The sequence below is a fragment of the Amycolatopsis sp. VC5-11 genome, assembly GCF_037034185.1.
Classification (GTDB): domain Bacteria; phylum Actinomycetota; class Actinomycetes; order Mycobacteriales; family Pseudonocardiaceae; genus Amycolatopsis; species Amycolatopsis nivea.
On sequence record NZ_JBAGKF010000012.1, the window covers coordinates 248,259 to 266,132 of the forward strand.

Annotated in this window: 20 protein-coding genes; 8 read left to right on the forward strand and 12 right to left on the reverse strand. The window is 70.5% G+C overall.

Translation table 11 applies throughout. The features are described 5' to 3' along the window. The first annotated feature begins 30 nt into the window (after positions 1-30). A complete protein-coding gene (locus WA670_RS30770; RefSeq protein ID WP_336159634.1) occupies positions 31-942 on the forward strand; it encodes a LysR family transcriptional regulator in 912 nt (303 codons plus the stop codon). A 24-nt stretch (positions 943-966) separates the two neighbouring features. Here the strand turns inward: WA670_RS30770 and WA670_RS30775 are convergent, their stop codons facing one another. Beyond that, positions 967-2,238 carry a YbiU family protein gene (locus tag WA670_RS30775; RefSeq protein ID WP_336159635.1) on the reverse strand — a complete coding sequence of 424 codons (1,272 nt, stop codon included), beginning with the start codon at positions 2,236-2,238 and terminating at the stop codon, positions 967-969. 101 nt (positions 2,239-2,339) lie between these two features. Between WA670_RS30775 and WA670_RS30780 the strand changes: the two genes are divergently transcribed. Next, positions 2,340-3,428, forward strand: a complete 1,089-nt coding sequence (locus tag WA670_RS30780) for an ROK family transcriptional regulator (protein ID WP_336159636.1) — start codon at positions 2,340-2,342, stop codon at positions 3,426-3,428. On the opposite strand, the gene WA670_RS30785 is transcribed toward WA670_RS30780, so the two are convergent. Both WA670_RS30785 and WA670_RS30790 read right to left on the reverse strand, forming a co-directional pair. Then, positions 3,418-4,143, reverse strand: a complete 726-nt coding sequence (locus tag WA670_RS30785; RefSeq protein ID WP_336159637.1) for a S1 family peptidase — start codon at positions 4,141-4,143, stop codon at positions 3,418-3,420. The genes WA670_RS30780 and WA670_RS30785 overlap by 11 nt on opposite strands. 454 nt (positions 4,144-4,597) lie before the next feature. After that, a complete protein-coding gene (locus WA670_RS30790) occupies positions 4,598-4,756 on the reverse strand; it encodes a hypothetical protein (protein WP_336159638.1) in 159 nt (52 codons plus the stop codon). 145 nt (positions 4,757-4,901) lie between these two features. Between WA670_RS30790 and WA670_RS30795 the strand changes: the two genes are divergently transcribed. Continuing rightward, positions 4,902-5,306, forward strand: a complete 405-nt coding sequence (locus WA670_RS30795; RefSeq protein WP_238607052.1) for an SRPBCC family protein — start codon at positions 4,902-4,904, stop codon at positions 5,304-5,306. Between the two features lie 2 nt (positions 5,307-5,308). On the opposite strand, the gene WA670_RS30800 is transcribed toward WA670_RS30795, so the two are convergent. Both WA670_RS30800 and WA670_RS30805 read right to left on the reverse strand, forming a co-directional pair. Beyond that, positions 5,309-5,944: a class I SAM-dependent methyltransferase gene (locus tag WA670_RS30800; protein ID WP_336159639.1), complete on the reverse strand. Its 636-nt coding sequence runs from the start codon at positions 5,942-5,944 to the stop codon at positions 5,309-5,311. Position 5,945: 1 nt separating this feature from the next. Next, positions 5,946-7,343, reverse strand: coding sequence for an FAD-dependent monooxygenase (locus WA670_RS30805; RefSeq protein ID WP_336159640.1), 1,398 nt, complete (start codon positions 7,341-7,343; stop codon positions 5,946-5,948). Positions 7,344-7,454: 111 nt separating this feature from the next. On the opposite strand from WA670_RS30805, the gene WA670_RS30810 reads away from it, so the two are divergent. Beyond that, entirely contained in the window at positions 7,455-8,420 is a 966-nt protein-coding gene (locus WA670_RS30810) for an Lrp/AsnC family transcriptional regulator (protein WP_336159641.1), read from the forward strand. 137 nt (positions 8,421-8,557) lie between these two features. Further along, positions 8,558-10,621 (forward strand): phosphocholine-specific phospholipase C, encoded by a 2,064-nt coding sequence (locus WA670_RS30815; RefSeq protein ID WP_238607056.1) that lies wholly within the window; start codon positions 8,558-8,560, stop codon positions 10,619-10,621. A gap of 49 nt (positions 10,622-10,670) precedes the next feature. Here WA670_RS30815 and WA670_RS30820 read toward each other — a convergent pair whose 3' ends face one another. From WA670_RS30820 to WA670_RS30840, 5 genes are read right to left on the reverse strand one after another with little or no spacing between them, the layout of a single operon-like run. Next, positions 10,671-11,810, reverse strand: a complete 1,140-nt coding sequence (locus WA670_RS30820) for an MFS transporter (RefSeq protein WP_336159642.1) — start codon at positions 11,808-11,810, stop codon at positions 10,671-10,673. A 9-nt stretch (positions 11,811-11,819) separates the two neighbouring features. After that, positions 11,820-12,350 carry a Chromate resistance protein ChrB gene (locus WA670_RS30825; RefSeq protein ID WP_336159643.1) on the reverse strand — a complete coding sequence of 177 codons (531 nt, stop codon included), beginning with the start codon at positions 12,348-12,350 and terminating at the stop codon, positions 11,820-11,822. Positions 12,351-12,376: 26 nt separating this feature from the next. Then, positions 12,377-12,892, reverse strand: a complete 516-nt coding sequence (locus WA670_RS30830; protein WP_336159644.1) for a TetR/AcrR family transcriptional regulator — start codon at positions 12,890-12,892, stop codon at positions 12,377-12,379. Then, on the reverse strand, positions 12,889-13,071 hold the full coding sequence (locus tag WA670_RS30835; RefSeq protein WP_336159645.1) for a hypothetical protein: 183 nt from the start codon (positions 13,069-13,071) through the stop codon (positions 12,889-12,891). Before WA670_RS30835 ends, WA670_RS30830 begins: the two co-directional genes overlap by 4 nt. A 41-nt stretch (positions 13,072-13,112) precedes the next feature. Continuing rightward, positions 13,113-13,736: a class I SAM-dependent methyltransferase gene (locus WA670_RS30840; RefSeq protein WP_336159646.1), complete on the reverse strand. Its 624-nt coding sequence runs from the start codon at positions 13,734-13,736 to the stop codon at positions 13,113-13,115. A gap of 158 nt (positions 13,737-13,894) precedes the next feature. On the opposite strand from WA670_RS30840, the gene WA670_RS30845 reads away from it, so the two are divergent. From WA670_RS30845 to WA670_RS30855, 3 genes are all read left to right on the forward strand, one after another. After that, entirely contained in the window at positions 13,895-14,791 is an 897-nt protein-coding gene (locus tag WA670_RS30845) for an RNA polymerase sigma-70 factor (RefSeq protein ID WP_336159647.1), read from the forward strand. Positions 14,792-14,914: 123 nt separating this feature from the next. Further along, the gene (locus WA670_RS30850) at positions 14,915-15,181 is read left to right on the forward strand and encodes a GlsB/YeaQ/YmgE family stress response membrane protein (RefSeq protein ID WP_037820087.1); all 267 of its coding nucleotides are present in this window, start codon (positions 14,915-14,917) and stop codon (positions 15,179-15,181) included. A gap of 165 nt (positions 15,182-15,346) precedes the next feature. After that, entirely contained in the window at positions 15,347-15,628 is a 282-nt protein-coding gene (locus WA670_RS30855; protein ID WP_037820086.1) for a DUF3040 domain-containing protein, read from the forward strand. 194 nt (positions 15,629-15,822) lie between these two features. Here the strand turns inward: WA670_RS30855 and WA670_RS30860 are convergent, their stop codons facing one another. Beyond that, complete coding sequence (locus WA670_RS30860) at positions 15,823-16,299, reverse strand: hypothetical protein (RefSeq protein WP_205673463.1); 477 nt, start codon at positions 16,297-16,299, stop codon at positions 15,823-15,825. A gap of 285 nt (positions 16,300-16,584) precedes the next feature. Next, a complete protein-coding gene (locus WA670_RS30865; RefSeq protein ID WP_336159648.1) occupies positions 16,585-17,496 on the reverse strand; it encodes an ArsR/SmtB family transcription factor in 912 nt (303 codons plus the stop codon). Positions 17,497-17,874 lie beyond the last annotated feature (378 nt).

A 17,874-nucleotide genomic window follows, 5' to 3' on the forward strand; every position in this document is an offset into this window, starting at 1 on the left:
TCTGAGACACCAGTCCGATAGCGTATCGCTATGGAACGCCGCCAGCTGGAGTACTTCGTCGCGATCGCCGAGCACGGCGGGTTCACGCACGCGGCGAGGGCGTTGCGGGTGGCGCAGCCGTCGTTGTCTCGGGCGATCGCGAAGCTGGAACAGGACCTGGGCGTCGAGCTGTTCCACCGGGTCGGGCGCAACGCGGTGCTGTCGAACGCCGGCGAACTGCTCGCCGAACGCGCCCGGCTGGTGTTGCGCGACCTGGACGCCCTGCGCGCCGCCGCGCGGATGGCGGGCGACGGGCCGGCCGGGCGGATCGACGTCGCGGCCACGTCGTCGTCCGCGCTGGAGCCGGTGATCAGCATCGTCGCCGAGATGCGCACGCGGTATCCGGGCGTGCTGGTGAGCACGTCGGCGGCGTTGTCGGCGGCCGAGGTGGTCGCGATGGTGGTGCAGGGCCGGTGCGAGGCCGGGGTGTGCGGGAGCGCGGAACGCCCGGTCGGGCCGGGTCTGATCGCGCACCACCTGCGGGACGAGGAGCTGCTGCTGGTCGCCCCGCCCGGTACGGAAATCGGCTCGGACGGGGCCGTGGAGCGGGCTGAACTCAGCGGGATGCAGTTCGTGGTCACCACGTCGCCGACCGCGGTGCGCGGCTTCTTCGACCGGCTCGCGGCGACCGTGCCGGACCTGTCGATCGCGGCCGAGGTGGGCGACCGGAGCGTGGTGCTGCCGATGGTGCTGCGCGGGATCGGCGCGAGCCTGATGCCGGACGGCTGGGCGGGACTGGCCCGCCGGGCCGGTGCGGAAGTGCTCCGGTTTTCGCCGCCGGAGACGCTCCCGCAGTGGCTGATCTACCGGTCTGGGCCGATTACCGCGGCGACTCAAGCGTTTCTGGACATCGCCACGGGCGGGACCGCCAGCATCGGCGCGTCTTGGCCTGAACGTCCCTGACGCCCCGAATGGACTAGACCGCTTTCACCCGATCCCGAGGCCGCGCCGTCCAGTCGCGTTCAGCTGTTCCGGGGCGAACCGGTCCGGCCAGGAGCGCTCGTAGTGCTCGGGCGGGAAGTCCGACGGGCTGGAACCGGTCTCGAACGCCTCCCGCACCGCCCCGGCGTACGCCTCGTTCCGCGGGCACCACGGCGCGGCCGGGATGTACATGACGTTGCCCCAGCCCTGCTGGTTCTTCACCGGCGCGACACTGTGGATCAGATCGCAGTGCCACCACACGGAATCCCCGGCCCGTACGTCCGGAATGCCGCTGGAAGCCCGCAGCAGCAAGGAATGCCACTTCTCGCTGGCCGCGAACACGTGGTTCACCAGGACGCCGCACATGTCGTCCTCGGGCACGTCGGCCAGCAGCGGGCGCAGCATCAGGTAGCCCATCGCCTCCGGAATCGGCACCGCGTGCAGCACGCCCTGGTCGTGTTTCATGTCCGACAGCGCGGTCCAGCCCTGGAAAGTGCGGAAAACCGAGCACATCGTCGAACCCTCGAACTGCGGCCCGGCCGTGCGGTGCGCGGCGTCCCACGGATCGTAGGACTCGACGGTGCCGTCGAACAGATGCCGGAACGCCCGCTGGTACGCCTCGGTCATCCACAGGTCGAGCGTGCCCGGGTCGAGATGCGAGCCGAGACCGCCGGAATCCGCGCCCGGCGGACGGCGGCGGATGCGGTCCGGGTACAGCGAATCCCGGCCCGGGTCGAACCACCGGACACCGTCGGATTCCGACTTCCACCGCGCGTTGAGGAACGCCTGCACGCGCGCCATCCGGTCGCTTTGCCGCGCCTCCATCTGCGCCGGCGACCAGTAGATCGGGTAGATCCCGGCCCGGGAGACGAGGCTGCCGAAGAAGTTGTCGCCGGGACCGCGGTAGTTCTCGAAGAACCGGTTGCCCTCGACGTAGTCGACGATCCCCTTGTCCCACGCCAGCGCCTGTTCGCGCGGGAAGTGCCCGCGCACGATCAGGCAGCCGCGCTTCCGGATCCGGTGCAGGTCGTCTTCGGAGACCCGGCCCGCCTCGATGTCGGCGTACTCCAGCACCGGCCAGATCTCCTCGCCGCGCGCTTTCTCCGCCTCGATCTCCTCGACCGCGGCGGCGACGCGAGCCTCGATCACCGCGAACACCTCTTCCACGGTGCGCCCGGACGCCTCGATCCGCGCCCGCAGCGCGGTTTTGGTCTCGCGAATCGCGGCCGGGAGGTCGTCCGGCGCGGTCTCCCAGTGCGGCAACGGGGGAAGCTGCATAGCGCTCGCTCCATTCAGGAAGGGCTCCTTACTGATTCGACGGTAAGGCGCCCGCGCGGATTCAGGCAACACTCCTGACTAAATCGGCTAGACTCGCGCCGATGACCCCGGCCAAGCCCTCCCTCGACCTGCTCCGGTCGCTGACCGACGAGCACGTCCTGCGGGCGCTGCTCGCCGAACGGCAGCTGACGCGCGCGCAAATCGCCGCCCGCACCGGCATTTCCAAGCCCGCGGTCGGCGACAGCGTCGCCCGGCTCGCCGAGGCCGGCCTGCTGCGCGACACCGGCGAACGCACCACCGGCCGCGGCCGCGTCGGCACCTACTACGCACTGGCCGACGACCTCGGCACAGCCCTGGTCGTGAGCATCGGCCACGACGGCGCGGTCGCCGAAGCCGTCGACGTTTTCGGCGAGGTGCTCGCCCGGCACGTCGAAGACCTCGGCCGCCCGGTGCGTCCGCGGAAGGTCGCCCAGGCGCTGCGCAAGGCCGCCGCCCGGGTCGCCGCCGACGCGGGACCGCTCCGGCTCGCGGTCGTCAGCGCCGCCGATCCGGTCGACCGGGCCACCGGGAAACTCGTCCACCTGCCCGATTCCCCGTTCCTGCTCGGAGAACTCTCCCCCGCCGACGTCCTCGCGCCGGTGGTGGCGGGCCCGGTCACCGTGGACAACGACGTCAACTGGGCCGCCCGCACCGAACAGGCCGCCGGCGATTTCGCCTACCTCTTCCTCGGCGAAGGTCTCGGCTGCGCGGTCGTCGCCGATGGCGAAGTGCGGCGGGGGCACGCCGGTCTCGCCGGAGAAATCGCGCACGTCCTCACGCGCGGCGCCGACGGTCAGGCGACGACGTTCATCGACGTCTTCGCGGATCTCGGTGTCCGCCAACCGGATTCGACCACGATCGACGTCGCCGCCCTGCGGACCGCGATCAAATCCGACGACGTCCTCGACACCCTCGCCGAGGCGATCTGCGGCGTGCTGCTCGCTCTGGTGACGGTGTCCGACCCGGAACTCATCGTGCTGGGCGGTCCCTGGGGCCCCGACGTGCTCGACGCGGTGTCAGACCGCTTCGCACAACTGCCGCGCCATGTCCCACTTCGCGCCCCGCGCGCCACGGACTCCCCCGCCCTGACCGGCGCGCGCGACGAGGCGGTGCGCGCCCTCCGGAGCGCCGTTCTGACGGTCAGCCCTTGATGGTCTTCTTGATCCAGTCCAGCTGACCGAAGACGTCGCCGTCGGCCGCGAGGCTGCTGCGGTCGGATTTGCTGGTGACCCCCACCAGCGTGTCGCGATCGACGGTGGACATGACCGGACCGCCGGAGTCGCCGCCCGCCGTGACGCCGGTCGTGGTCAGCGCGCAGAAATCGGTGCCGCCGGAGACGGTCATGCCCTCGCAGCGCGGGTCGTCGGGGTCGATGACCTTCGCGTCCACCTGCTTGAGCACGTCGGATTGGCAGCTGTTCTCGTCGCCGGTGCAGGTCGCGCCCCAGCCGAGCTGCCGAACCGTCTCGCCCGGCCGCACCGGTCCGCCGGTCGGCAGCTTCGCCGGGGTGACGTCCATCGGGGTGACCTTGATCAGCATGAGGTCGGCGAGCGTGTGGTTGTCGCGGCTCCCCGGGACCGGCTTGACCACGGTGCCGAGCCGCTGGTCGAGATTGCCGACGCGGAACTCGATCCGGGAATCGGCGATGGGCTGCGCGGCCTCGGCGAAGCAGTGGTCGGCGCTGATGATCCACTCCCGGCTGATCGCGGTACCGGTGCATTCGGGCTTGCCGTCGACCAGCATCCGCACCGCCCACGGTCCGTAATGGCTGACCGAACCGCCGATCACCGCCGCTGCCGGAGCCGCTGCCGCGACGGCGATCAGGGCGGCGGCGGAGGCCAGGACGGCCCATCGGCGGAGGTGCATGGGGAGGACGTCCTTTCGGCAGCTTCGCGGTGACAACAGCAAGACGCGTCGGCTGGCGAGGGGTTGCCCGGTGACCCGATCGGGTCGGAACCGGAAACCTTTGCGACGGGCGCGCGGATTCTCCTGCGTTGGTCGCTCACCAGACCCTCGGCCGCGAAGGTGACCCGCCCATGACGTCCGCCGACGAGGAGTTCCGCCGGTTCGAGGAGCTCGCCCTGGCAGTCGGCCCCGGACCGGACGGGGACTTGCGCTTTCTCGACGAGTTCCCCGGGGTCGCGGACCTGATCGCCCGAGGTTTGCGCACGTCCCTGGCAGCCTCCGACCACTGCTTGTTCCAGGAGTACCTTCTCCTGGCAGGTCATCGAGTCAGTGCGGGACGACGACCGGGAGCGCGTCCGGGACATCGCCCGGCGAGTGCTGGCCCGGCGAGACGAGTAACGCGGCGGGGACGGCATCACCGCGTCGCCGCGTCGAATGGTCGAGGAAGCTTCAGGACTTGTCCGCCGCCTGGACGTGGGCGCCGGGAGTCGCGGGCGTCGCGGAGACTCTTTTCCGCGGCTTCCTCTTTCGCCGCGTCCACGTGGCGCTGGTGCTCGACGAAGATGCCGTGCACGATGAATTCCTTTTGCTCCGGCGGGTTCCGCGGACGGCGGCGGCCGCGGCTGCCCGCACGAAGGAACCTCTGGCGGTGTGCTCCCACAACGAGAACACGAAACTCGGATTCTCCTGGCTCAGCAGCAGCTGGAGGAGGAAACCCCGTGACGTACGCCCGGATCGGCAGCATCTCGGTCGACCAGTTCATCGCCGCCGCGCCGGAAAAGGTCTGGCGCGCGCTCACCGATCCCGAACTGCACGCCAAGTGGTGGGCACCGGGCGACATCGGCCCGGACGTCGGCCACGAGTTCCACCTGGACATGCCCGGATTCGGCTCGATCCCTTGCCGGGTCATCGAATCCGAGCCGCCGTCGAAGTTCGTCTACACCTTCAACGGCGACTGGACCCTCACCTGGACGCTCGTCGCCGAGGGCCAGGGCACCCGGCTCCTGCTGAACCACTCCGGCTTCGACCTCGACGACAAACGCCAGGCGGACGCGTGCGAGCGGATGGGCCCGGGCTGGCGCGACGGCGTGCTGCCGCGGCTGGCGAAACTCGACCTCGGCTGAACTCAGCGGCGAGCGTAGACAACCGCTTGCGGCACTTCGCTGTCCAGCTCCTCCACCCACTCCGCCTCGACGCTGAACCCGGCCTCGCGCAACCACTCCGACACCTGCGCGGGACGCCGGCGATAGACGTGCACCTGCATCGGATGCCCGCCGTACCCCTGCGTCTTCAGCCGCGCCACGTCGCCGACGTGAAAGCCGACCGCGACCGGCGCTCCGGGCCGCAGCACGCGGTGGAACTGCGCGAGGGCGGTGGGCACCTCGTCGTCCGGGACGTGGATCAGCGACCACCACGACAAGAGCCCGGCCATCGAAGCGTCGGGCAGCGGAAGCGCGGTCATCGAACCGACCGCGAACCGCAGTCCGGGGTGGTCCCGCCGCGCCACCTCGACCATGCCGGGCGAGAGGTCGAGGCCGAACGCGTCCAGACCGAGGCCGTTCAGGTGTGCGGTGACGTGCCCGGTGCCGCAGCCGACGTCCGCCACCGGACCGGTTTCCCGCACCAGCGAGGCGAACAATCCCAACGTCATGCGCAGCGAAGGGCTTCGGGCGATCGAGTCGCGCAAGCGGTCGGCGTAGCTGGCGGCGACGGTGTCGTACGAGGTCCGGGTGTCGGTCAGCCACGTCTGCACGACGGCCACGCTAGCCCACCGGCGCGCCGAACCACTGGCGAATCGCGGGCTCCAGACCGTCCGGATCACCGGCCCACGCCACGTATCCGTCCGGACGGACCAGCATCGCTTCGGCACCCGTCTCAACGCGGTTCACCCGGTCCGCCCACCGCGTCGCGAGATCACCGAATTGTCCGTCCGGGTCCACGAGAACGCCGCGTCCGGCTCGCAGTTCCGGGCCGAGGCCGGGCGCGGGCAGCCCCACCAGCGGATGGTCCTCGCTGCCCGGGACGGCGTAGCGGATTCCCATGCCGGACAACAGGTCGTCCAGCAAATACTGAACTTCGGGCAGCCCCACCAAATCCGCGAACAACGACCGGGCCGCGGCCGAGTCGGGGCCGTCGTCCAGGAGCAGCGACTGCGCTTGAACGTTGCGCAGCACCGCCGCGCCGACCGGATGCCGTTCCGCGTGGTAGCTGTCGAGCAACCCCTCGGGCGCGGTGCCGCGCACGGCCGCGGCGAGCTTCCAGCCGAGGTTCATCGCGTCCTGGATCCCGGTGTTCATCCCTTGCGCGCCAAGGGGAAGATGCACATGCGCGGCGTCGCCGGCGAGGAAAACGCGGCCGTGGCGGTACTGCGCGGCTTGCAGCGCGGCGTTCGTGATCCGGCGCGCGTAGCGGACTTCGACCAGCTCCACCCGGTCACCGAAGACCGTCTTCAGCCCGGTGCGGAGTTCGTCCTCGGTGACCGGGACGTCCCGTTCCAGCGACCAGCCGGGTCCGCCGAGCGTGAGCCGGCGCAGCGGCCGTCCCTCGGCGTCGACGCCGAGCGGGAACACCTGTGCGCGGTAGCCCTCCGGGGTGATCGTGTGCATCGGGACCTCGGCGCTCAGCCGCACGTCGGCGGCCACCGTCGTCGCCGTCCCCGGACGGCCGGAGAACTCCGCGCCCAGCAGCTTCCGGACCGTGCTGCGCCCGCCGTCGGCGGCGACCAGGTACTGGGCCCGGATCACCGCACCGTCGGCGAAGGTCGCGGTGACGCCGTCCGCGTCCTGGGCCAGACCGACCAGCTCGTGGTTTCTCCGGATCCGGATTCCTTGCGCGGCAAGGTGTTTCTCCAGGAATCCCTCGATCGCCACCTGCGGGACCGACCGCCACGGGAACCGGTGCCGCTCGCGGACCAGCGGCAGCAGAGTGCCCGCGAAATGCGCGGTGGTGACCGGATAGTCGCCGGTGGCGAGCAGCGGTTCGAGCAGGCCGCGCTGGTCGAACGCCTCCTGCGTGCGGGACTGCAGCCCGCCGGCCTTGGACAGTTCGCTGGCCCGCGGCAGCCGGTCCGCCAGCACACAGGACACGCCGGCGAGCTGGAGTTCGTTCGCCATCGTCATCCCGGTCGGACCGGCGCCGACGACAAGCACCTCGGCAGTCATGATCTCTCCCTCGTGGGTCGGTGTTCGGAACCGACTCTCGGCCCGCCAGGAGCCCGCAAACCACAAAGCGACCGGATAGCGGCGGATTCCGACACGAGTACCCTTAACAAGGTGGATTCCGACTACGACGATCTCGACCGGCAGCTCGTGCACGCCCTGCAGATCGATCCCAGGGCTCCGTTCAGCGCGATCGCCGAGGCACTCGGCGTGTCGGATCGCACCGTCGCCCGCCGCTACGCCCGGCTCCGGTCGACTGGAGCGGTCCGGGTCATCGGCGGCGTCAACGAGGCGGCTTCCGGTGCGGTGCAATGGTTCCTGCGCATCCGGTGCGCACCCACCGCGGCGGGCGCGGTAGCCGAGGCCCTCGCGCGGCGGCCGGACACCGCGTGGGTGAGCCTGACGTCCGGCGGAACCGAAATCACCTGCACGGTCCGCCTCGAAAACGCAGCCGACAGCGAAGCGTTGCTGCTGGCCAAACTGCCCCGCACGCCACGCGTCGAAGGCGTCACCGCGCATTCGGTGCTGCACGCGTTCTACGGCGGCTCCGACAGCGTGGTCGCCAAAATCGGCACTCTGGACGACGCCGCCGTCGCCCGGTTGCGCCCGCCACCGCTCCCCCACCGGCCCGGCCCGGCGACACTCGACGACGGCGACCGCAAGCTCCTCGCCGCCCTCGCCGACGACGGCCGCGCCGGATTCGAACAGCTCGCCGCCGCGACCGGCTGGTCCCCGACCACCGTCCGCCGCCGCATGGCGGAACTGCGCGAACGGGACGTGCTGTACTTCGACCTTGACCTCGACTGGCGGTTGTACGGCAAGGGAATCCGGACACTGCTGTGGCTTTCGGTCGCCCCGGCGGCCCTGGAGGAAACCGGCATCGCGCTCGCCGCGCACCCGGAAGTCGCGTACGCCGCCGCGACCACCGGCCCGACCAACCTGTACGCGACGGTGGTGTGCGCGAGCCACCAAGAGCTGTACCGCTACCTCACCACCAGCGTCGCCGCGCTCCCCGCGGTCACCCACGTGGAAACGGCACCGGTGATCAAGACGGTGAAACAGGCAGCGAACCGGCGGTGACGCAGTACGAACGGGCGCCATCCCGGTCGGCGGTTGACAGCGCGCGGATCACCCGTCGATGATGCGTTCGGCCTTTCCCGGTGGGAAATTCCCGAACGCGTCCGCGAAACTGTCCCCGACTTTTCGAGGAGACATCGATGTCATCGGTCAGCCGTCGCAGATTCATGCACCTCGCCGCGGCCACCGCGGCCGGCACGGCTTTGCCCGCGAGCATCGCGCGGGCGGCTTCGGTGCCGGCCGCCGTGCGCACCGGCACCCTCGCGGACGTCGAGCACGTTGTCGTGCTGATGCAGGAAAACCGGTCGTTCGACCACTATTTCGGCACCCTCAACGGCGTCCGCGGCTTCGGCGACCCGCGCCCGGTCTCGCTGCCGAGCGGGAAACCGGTGTGGCACCAGGCCGACTCCTCCGGCGCCGAAACGCTGCCGTTCCGGCCCGCCGAGGACAACCTGGGCCTCACCTTCATCGAGGACCTCAACCACGACTGGAACGGCACGCACACCGCGTGGAGCACCGGCCGGTGGGACAAGTGGATCCCGGCGAAGACCAGCACTACGATGGCGTATCTGACGCGCAAGGACATCCCGTTCCACTACGCGCTCGCCGACGCGTTCACCGTCTGCGACGCCTACCACTGCTCGATGCTGTCCTCGACCGACCCGAACCGGTACTATATGTACACCGGCTGGACGGGGAACGACGGTTCCGGAAACGGGCCGGTGCTGGGCAATGAAGAATCCGGGTACGGCTGGACCAGTTTCCCGGAAATCCTGGAAAAGGCCGGGGTTTCGTGGAAGATCTACCAGGACGTCGGCAACGGTCTCGACAAGGAGCACAAGTGGGGCTGGACCGATGACGCGTACATCGGCAATTACGGCGACAATTCGCTGCTTTACCTGACCCAGTACCAGAAATCCGCGCAGGGCACGCCGCTCTACGACAAGGCGCGCACCGGCACGAAGGCCAGCGCGGGCGACGGTTTCTTCGACCACCTCGCCGCGGATGTCAAAGCGAACCGCCTGCCGCAGGTTTCCTGGATCGTGGCCCCCGAAGCGTACTGCGAACATCCGGCGTGGCCCGCCAACTACGGCGCCTGGTATGTCTCCGGCGTGCTCGACGCGCTCACGTCGAATCCGGACGTGTGGAGCAAAACCGTCCTGCTCATCACGTACGACGAGAACGACGGATTCTTCGACCACGTCGTCCCGCCGTACCCGCCGCGCGACGCGAACTGGGGCAAATCGACGGCGAGCGTCGCCGGGGAATGGTACGAAGGCGGCGCAGCCGCATCGTACACCAAAGCAATGCCTTATGGACTCGGGCCGCGCGTGCCGCTGCTGGCCGTTTCGCCGTGGAGCACCGGCGGCTGGGTCTGTTCGCAGACTTTCGACCACACCTCGCTGATCCAGTTCGTGGAAAAGCGTTTCGGCGTGCACAACCCCAACATTTCACCGTGGCGCCGCGCGGTGTGCGGGGACCTCACGTCGGCGTTCGATTTCACCGGAGCCAACAGCGGCGTCCCGCCCCTGCCCGGCACCGGCGACTACCAGCCGCCCGCCGACCACAGCACCCCGCCGACCTACCACCCGGTGCCGCCGTCGAACGGTTCGCTGCCGAAGCAGGAACCCGGCACCCGCAAAGCCCGCGCGCTGCCGTACGACCTGGCCGCGGACACCGAAGCCCGCGACGGCCGGATGTACTTCACCTTCGCCAATCTCGGCGACGCCGGAGCCGGATTCCACGTGACGTCCCGGATGCGTTCGGACGGGCCGTGGCCGTACACCGTGGAAGGCCGCAAGTCGGTCACCGACAGCTGGCATCTGCCGAGCGGCGCGGGAGATTGGTACCAGTACTCGGTTTTCGGCCCCAACGGCTGGCTCCGCGAACAGGCCGGGACGATCGGCGGCTTGGGCCCGGAAGTCACCGCACGGCACGACGCGGGCTATGTGACGGTGACGTTCAAGAACCCGACTAGCCGGACGGTCACCTTCACCGGCGTGGACGCATACGCGCCTTCGGAGGCTTACCGGTACACGCTCGCCCCGGGCACCTCGCGCGCGGTGCCGAAGTGGGGCGTCGCCAATGGCTGGTACGACATCACGGTCAAGGCGGATCACGACGGAAAGTACGTCCGGCGTTTCGCTGGCCACGCGGAGACCGGCCAGGCATCCACAAGCGACCCGGCTATCGCGACCAGCTGATCGTCTGTGAGGGGAACCCTCCGGGAATCAGATTCCCGCAGGGTTCCCCTCACGACTTACGGAAGCCAGCCACCACCAGCCCGATCACCGTTAGCAGCGCCGCCAGCCCGCCGAACCCCGCCCCCAGCGTCGCCGCCGACGCGATCGCGCCGACCAGCAGCGGTCCGCCCGCGTCGCCCAGTTCCCGGCCGACCTCGGCCGCCCCCATCGTCTGCCCGAGCCGTTCCTTCGGCGCGGAACCGGCCAGATGCGCGAACCCGATCGGCGTGGCCACCCCGACCCCGACGCCGATCGCCACCGCCGCGACCACCACTCCCACGACACCCGGCACGAACGCGCCCAACGCCAGCCCGGCGGCGGTCAGCAGCAACCCGCCCGCCATCCCCCATCCGTCCGGGATCCGCCCGGCGTCCCGGAGCCGGCCCGCCCACGGCTGCACCAGCGCGGAGCACAACGCCAGCACCGACACCACCGCGCCGGTCGCCACCGTGCCGAGTCCGCTCGCCGCCCCGGTGACCGGCAGGAATCCGATCCCCACCGCGAGCGCCCCGGTCGTTCCGGCGAGCACCGCGGTCGGCCGCAGGAAGCCAGGTTCAGCGAGCCGACGGGCAAGGTCGACAACGGTCTGTCGCTGCCGCGGCAACGGTTCCGGCGCGGGAACCACCAGTGCGGCCCATCCGGCGACAACGAAAGCCAGGACCGCCAGGGTGCCGAACAGCAAGGAGAATCCGCCCAGCGTGATCAGCACGCCGCCAAGCAACGGGCCCATCGTGTACCCGACGCTCTTCCACGCGCCGTAACCGCCGAACGCCCGCCCCTGCCGTTTCGCCGGCGACAACCGTGCGACGAGCGCCCCGGCCGCGGGCGAGAAGGCCGCCGCGGCCGCGCCTTGACCGAATCGCGCCAGCCCGACCGCCGCCGGGTTTCCCGCGACGACAAAGGCCGCCGACGCGAGCGCGAACGCCAGCAACCCGCCGAGCAGGACCGGCCGCGGCCCGATCCGGTCGGCCAGCGAGCCGAACACCGGCTTCAGCACGACCTCGGCCCCGTCGTAGACCGCGAGCAGCAATCCGAGGGTCAGCAAGGAATCGCCGTGCGTGTACGCGCCGAGGCTGGCGGCGATGCTGTGCGCGCCGAACGCGGTGACGAACCCGGCGGCGTACAGCGGACGCAGCTCAGCAGAACGCATCGGAAACCCTCACATCTGGTGCAGGGCTTGGAAAACCTGCTCGGTGTAGTCCGCGAGCCGCTCGGCGCATTGCTTCAACCGCTGCTCGGACTTCCACGCCGAGGGCGCGCCGAACACGTCGCGCGCCTTCAGGTCCCGGTGCCAGCGCCGCAACCGCTCGAGGCTCTGCTCTTCCTCTTCCAGCTCGGCCATCGTGAACTTGCCGATCCGGATTTCCTTGTCGATCTCGGCGTCGAACTTCCCGCAGTCGGCCAGGAACTCCGTCCACTCCTCTTCCCGCTCGGCAGTGAACAGCTCCACCAGGCGCGAACCGTCCCGTTCCGCGGCGTCGAGCGTGATCACCTCGCCGCCGCCGCGTTCGGCCAGCTCGACGGCCCGCGCGACGCCGCCGGCGAACCCGGGCACGTCCGGCACCGCCCAGGCGCCCTGCCCGAGCGACAACGCGCCTACCCGGCGCAGCTCACGCCATACGGCGACCCGGTGCCGCGACGGTCCGGACGGCACCCGAACCACCAGCACCAGCCACTTGTCGTCTGCCACAGCGCTGAATGTATCACGTGTTACATTCAGCCAGGTAGCGCTGCGAGGAACGCGCCGACCGTCCGGTCCGCCAATGCCCGACGGTCCGCCATCGGCAGCGAGAGACACTGCAGCGTCACGCCGTCGATCATGGCGAACACCTGCGCCGCGACGTCCTCGGACAACCCGGCGTTGACATACCACTGCCGCAGCTCGCGATCGAGGTTCGCGTTTTCCTTCTGCAGCACCGGATCCACGACGGCCGCCGCCGCGTACGCGAGCCACACCCGGGCCCGCCGGGCGCGCGGCTCGTCCAGCGGCAGCCACAGCTCGACGAAGTCGGCGATCGATTCCGGTTGCGCCGCTTCAATTTCCGCCAGGAACTGCTCGCCCGCGTACTCGAAGCCGGCGCGCACGAGGTCGCTCTTCGTCCGGTAGTAGTACTGCACCTGAGCCGGGGAAACGCCCGCCGCGGCGGCGACCGTCCGCACACTGAGCGCGCCGATTCCCTGCTCCGCCAACACATTCAGCACCGCGTCGAGCACATGGGTGGCACGCTTCACTGCCGGGACGCCCGCCACGCGACCGCGACCAGTTCAAGCACCCCGATCACTCCCACGACCACCCCGACCTGCCGCAGCCCGATCACCGGCGTCTCGACGTCGTGGAACACGAAGTACAGCACCGCGCCGACGACCACCATCAGCACGCCGACCGCGATCTGCCCCAGTTTGCCGCTCATCGCACCCCTCCTATACGAACGTACAATACGACCGTACAGGACTAGCCGGTCTTCCGCGCCGCCACCCGCTCGACGATCCCGGCCTTGCTCCGCTCCGCCCGCTCCACCGCGAACCCGGCCGCGGCGAGCAACGGCAGCGGCCGGCGGGTCAGGTAATCCCCCAGCCGGGACACGGTCAGCTTCTCCAGCAGCCGCTGACCAGCGAGAACGAAGCGGCGATGGCTGCCGACGTGGTCCAGCAGCAGCAACCGGCCGCCCGGCCGCAGCACCCGGTGCATCTCCGCGATCGCGCCGCGTTCGTCCGGGACGCCGCACAGGCCCAGCGTGCAGACGACCGTGTCGAACGTGCTGTCCGGGAACGGAAGGGACTGCGCGTCAGCCTCGGCGAGCGTCGCCTCGCGGCCGGTCTCGGCGGCGCGCCGACGGGCGAGGTCCAGCATCGACGGGCTGAGGTCGATCCCGGTCAGCCGCACGTCCGGCGGGTACAACGGCAGGTTCCGGCCGGTCCCGACGGCGACCTCCAGCACCTCCCCCGAAGCCTGCCCGCACACCCATTCGCGGCCGTCGGCGAGCAGCGCCCGTTCGAACCACGCGATGTCGCGGTCGTAGCGCGGCGCGGCCTCGTCCCACGTCCGCCGCAGCCAGTCCGGTCCCCGTTCCGCCATCGTCGCGAACTCCTCTCGGTCGAGCGCTGCCCCGGCTACCCTCGCATCCCGTGGGGCGCTTCGACTACGACGCCGAACCGCGCGCCGGGCTGGTGTCACAAACTCCCGGCGGCCGGCGTCCTATGGGCGATCGACCCCAGAACGCGAAGGAGCCATCCATGACAGCGCCCGGCGAAGCGAGCCCGGACCTCGCCACCGAGACCTTCCTCGCCCACCGGAACCTGCTGTTCACCGTGGCCTACGAGATGCTCGGCTCGGCCGCCGACGCCGAGGACGTGCTGCAGGAAACCTGGCTGAAGTGGGCGGGGGTCGACCTCGAGGAGATCCGCGAGCACCGCGCCTACCTGGTCCGGATCACCACCCGCCAGGCGCTGACCCGGCTGCGCACGCTCGGCAGGCGCAAGGAGTCCTACGTCGGCACCTGGCTGCCCGAACCGCTGCTCACCGCGCCGGACGTCGCCGAGGACGTCGAACTGGCCGACAGCGTCTCGACGGCGATGCTGCTGGTGCTCGAAACGCTGCGGCCGACCGAGCGCGCGGTGTTCGTGCTGCGCGAGGTCTTCGACGTGCCCTATGACGAAATCGCCGAAGCCGTCGGCAAAACCCCCGCCGCGGTACGGCAGATCGGGCACCGGGCGCGGTCGCACGTCTCGGCCCGCCGCCCACGCGGCGACGTCACGCCCGCCGAAACCCGCGGCGCGCTCGACGCGTTCAAGAGGGCCGTCGAGACCGGCGACCTGCAAGGCTTGCTCGACCTGCTCGCCCCGGACGTCGTCTTCCTCGGCGACGGCGGCGGCGTCAAGCAGGCGGTGCCGCGGCCGATCGTCGGCGCGGACAAGGTCGCGCGACTGCTGGCCGCCGGGAGCGCCCAGATCCCCGCGCCGCTGCGCCCGATGCAGGTCAACGGGCATCCGGCGCTGGTGCTGAAGCTCGACGGCGAGGTCGACACGGTGCTCACGCTGCGCATCGACGACGGCAAGATCACCGGCCTGTACGCGGTGCGGAATCCGGCGAAGCTGTCGCACATGGACACGGAAACCGCCCTCCGCCGCTGACTCCTCGCCGGTACTACGGAAAGTAGCCCCGACGCTGGCGCGCGCCACCCGGTCGGACCATGCCATCCTGGTCCGGCCAGGGGCGGCCCGAGGGGCCGCCGCCGTACCGAGGAGAGGACCGACGTGGGCGTTGTCAGCTGGATCGTGCTGGGCCTGATCGCCGGAGTGATCGCGAAGGCCCTCATGCCGGGCAAGGACCCGGGCGGCTGCATCATCACCATCCTGCTCGGGATCGGAGGCGCGTTCGTGGGCGGCTGGATCGGCAAAACGCTGTTCCACACCCAGCTCGGGACGTTCTTCGACCTGCGCACGTGGGGTCTCGCGGTGCTCGGCGCGCTGGTCATCCTGACCGGCTACCGGCTCATCGTGGGCGGCCGCCGCCGCGACTGACCCGCACGGGCGGCCCGCTGCCGGACGCGGCGGGCCGCCCCCGCTCCGCGGCTTCCCGGACTCACCCGCACGGGGCGTCGAATCGAACTCGACCCCGGATTCCGGCCGGATTTCGTGGCAGAATCAGCGGAGAAGTCCCGGCCAGGTCGACGGGCGGAGCGGACGATGGCGCTGCGCGACCACGAACAACACCAGCTGGACGAGATCGAGCGATGCCTCGCCCAGGAAAATCCGCGCCTTGCCCGCCGGTTCGAGAAGTTCCGCCCCATGCCCGCGGTCACCTTCGCCGCGGCCGCGCTCGGCGTGCTCAGCGTGTTCCTGACCGGCCTGGTCACCCTGGTGGTCGGCTTCGGAATGGGCTCAGCCGCCCCGATCGCGGTGGGCGCGGTGCTCACGACGGCGATTCCGCTCGCGATCATCTGGTTTTATCGTTGCCATTGGCGTTGAGGCTCTCGTACGAAGCTTGCGGTGCAGCGCGAAGCCCGTATCCACGACGCCAGCCGCGCCCTCGCTCACGCCCCATGCAGCGACACGCCCCGGGCGGACCGGCGGGCAAGGCGAACCCCGCCTCGGCGACGGCCGAACCGGCTCCGCGCATGCTGGCAGCCGAACCCGGCAGCAACCCGACCCGCGCTCACACCTCAGCCAGCGACCCGCCCCCGGGCGAATCGGCGGTACAGCGCGAATCCCGCGATCGCGGTGACCAGTTCCCAGGCGACCGTCGTGATCACCGAAACCGACAGGACGTCGAGCCGGTCCGGCGACGAGGCCCGGAGCTGGCCGCGTGCGTCCATGCGGATTCGGGTCAGGCCGCGGGCCGCCGGGTCGGAGCGGAGCGGGATGTTCGCTTCCTCGGCGCCGCCGTCCGGGGCGGTCCATGTGACGCGCCGGGTGTCGGGCATCGCGGCGCCCTCGCTCCCGCGCAGCGCGCCGGATCCGGGCTCCACGGCGGCGACGACGGACCGGCCCGGCGCGCGGTCGATCGCCGCCGAGCCCTGCCGGTGGATCCACAGCCCCAGGCAGATCCCGGCCAGCGCCGAGACCGCGACCGCCGCGGCCAGGACCGGAAGGAGGAACACGCGCCCGCGCGCCGCGGACGCGCGGAAACCAGAAGCCATGATCCGAGAATGCCGCGAAAACCGGGAACGCGGCAGGGTTCGCGGACAAATGTGCCCAAGTCGCAGGAAAAAAAAGCCCGCCGCGGGCAATCCGAGCCGGGATCGATGTCCGATTTCACCCGTTCTTTTCACTCATTCGTGGGTAACACCACACTGAGGCAACTCGGCCGCCGCAGCCGGATCGGCGAGGCGCGTTCCATTCCGCGCCGGCCGCCGGTCGTGCTGACACGTCGTTTATTGCCGCCGTCTTCCGTTAGTACGTGGAATTCTCCCCCGCGCGCCCCATCATTCCCCGCCGGAAGCGCTCAGCAACGCGAGTCCGGTGGCCGTCGCCGCGTGCCGGACGGTCTTCCCGTCCTGCTGGCTTTTCACCAATCCCGCACGGCGCAGGACGCCCGCGTGCTTGCTCGCCGCGACCGGTGTCACGCCGATCTCCCCGGCCAGTTCGGCGGTGGATCTCGGGATCGTCAGCGCGTGCAGCGCGCGGGCGCGGGTCGTGCCGAGCAGGTCCGGCAGCGGGTCCTGGGCGGCATCGCCCGCGGTGATCGCGGGCCGGGCCAGTACCACCGGCGGTTCTGGTCCGGTCGCCGGATCCGGTTCCACAACCCGGAAATAAGCCGGGATCACGAGCAAGCCTCCGAAGTAGACACTGCGATCCGTAGGAGGTTCGCCGAAGAATTCCGGGCCCTCCCAGGGGACCGCGGCACCGGACCGTTCCGGATGGACGGCCGGAGTCTGCCGCGCGAGGCTGTACGACGTGAGCAGCGTGCGCGCCCCGTCGGCCACTTCCCCGACCCACGACGGCGCGACCCCGTGCACGAAGAACGTCTGAAGGTCGGCGCGCAGCCTCGTTTTCTCCACGCGCACGACGCCGTCTCCCGCGACCGGACCGATCTCCCGCCGCCGCTCCGCCGGTCTCAGCACTCCCGTGCGGCGGATCGTCGCGTCGCCACCTGAGGGCAGCGCCTTCACCGCCCGGTTGCGGAACTCCAGCGCCGGTGCCGGACGGGGTTGCGGAAGCAGCCCCTCCCGCCGAAGCTGCTTGCGGGCACGCGCGGACCAGACCCGCAGCCCGCCCGCCGGGCGGCGGCTCTGCAGCGCGGTGAGGCTCAGCACCAGTTCCCACAGCGGATCGGGGCCGGTGCGCCGCCTCGTCCGGCCGAAATCGTCGTCGGTGAAATGAATGCGCAACGCCATGTGCTCCCCCTGCCCCCCGACATGGTTGCGCTTCCAGGGTGCCGCGCCGGTCCGCCGCTGTCCAGGCACTTGTTCGATCAGGGGAAAGAACCCACCGAATGCGAGCGAATCTCGCTGAATCAGGTGGTCCTCGCACAGACGACCGGCGCGCGCGAATCGGCATCCGCATTCGGCGGGCGTGCAGCGTGCACGTCCGGATGCACCCGGATCCAGGCCGTGCAGGCGGCTGCCGGGATGCGCAGACTACCAGCAGTTCCCGACATTCGTCGCAGCGATTTCCCCCAGCCGGGCGACTAATTGCGCCGAAACCCGCGAAACGGGGCCCGGCCGCATGGGCCGGACCCCGTTTCCGGTGCCTTCAGTGCGTCGGGCTCAGCC

What these genes read in the sequence shown, in the direction of transcription:
- WA670_RS30770 (WP_336159634.1), top strand. Translation starts at nt 31, where the DNA reads ATGGAACGCCGCCAGCTGGAGTACTTCGTCGCGATCGCCGAGCACGGC.
- WA670_RS30775 (WP_336159635.1), bottom strand. Translation starts at nt 2,238, where the DNA reads ATGCAGCTTCCCCCGTTGCCGCACTGGGAGACCGCGCCGGACGACCTC.
- WA670_RS30780 (WP_336159636.1), top strand. Translation starts at nt 2,340, where the DNA reads ATGACCCCGGCCAAGCCCTCCCTCGACCTGCTCCGGTCGCTGACCGAC.
- WA670_RS30785 (WP_336159637.1), bottom strand. Translation starts at nt 4,143, where the DNA reads ATGCACCTCCGCCGATGGGCCGTCCTGGCCTCCGCCGCCGCCCTGATC.
- WA670_RS30805 (WP_336159640.1), bottom strand. Translation starts at nt 7,343, where the DNA reads ATGACTGCCGAGGTGCTTGTCGTCGGCGCCGGTCCGACCGGGATGACG.
- WA670_RS30815 (WP_238607056.1), top strand. Translation starts at nt 8,558, where the DNA reads ATGTCATCGGTCAGCCGTCGCAGATTCATGCACCTCGCCGCGGCCACC.
- WA670_RS30820 (WP_336159642.1), bottom strand. Translation starts at nt 11,810, where the DNA reads ATGCGTTCTGCTGAGCTGCGTCCGCTGTACGCCGCCGGGTTCGTCACC.
- WA670_RS30835 (WP_336159645.1), bottom strand. Translation starts at nt 13,071, where the DNA reads ATGAGCGGCAAACTGGGGCAGATCGCGGTCGGCGTGCTGATGGTGGTC.
- WA670_RS30840 (WP_336159646.1), bottom strand. Translation starts at nt 13,736, where the DNA reads ATGGCGGAACGGGGACCGGACTGGCTGCGGCGGACGTGGGACGAGGCC.
- WA670_RS30845 (WP_336159647.1), top strand. Translation starts at nt 13,895, where the DNA reads ATGACAGCGCCCGGCGAAGCGAGCCCGGACCTCGCCACCGAGACCTTC.
- WA670_RS30855 (WP_037820086.1), top strand. Translation starts at nt 15,347, where the DNA reads ATGGCGCTGCGCGACCACGAACAACACCAGCTGGACGAGATCGAGCGA.
- WA670_RS30860 (WP_205673463.1), bottom strand. Translation starts at nt 16,299, where the DNA reads ATGGCTTCTGGTTTCCGCGCGTCCGCGGCGCGCGGGCGCGTGTTCCTC.
- WA670_RS30865 (WP_336159648.1), bottom strand. Translation starts at nt 17,496, where the DNA reads ATGGCGTTGCGCATTCATTTCACCGACGACGATTTCGGCCGGACGAGG.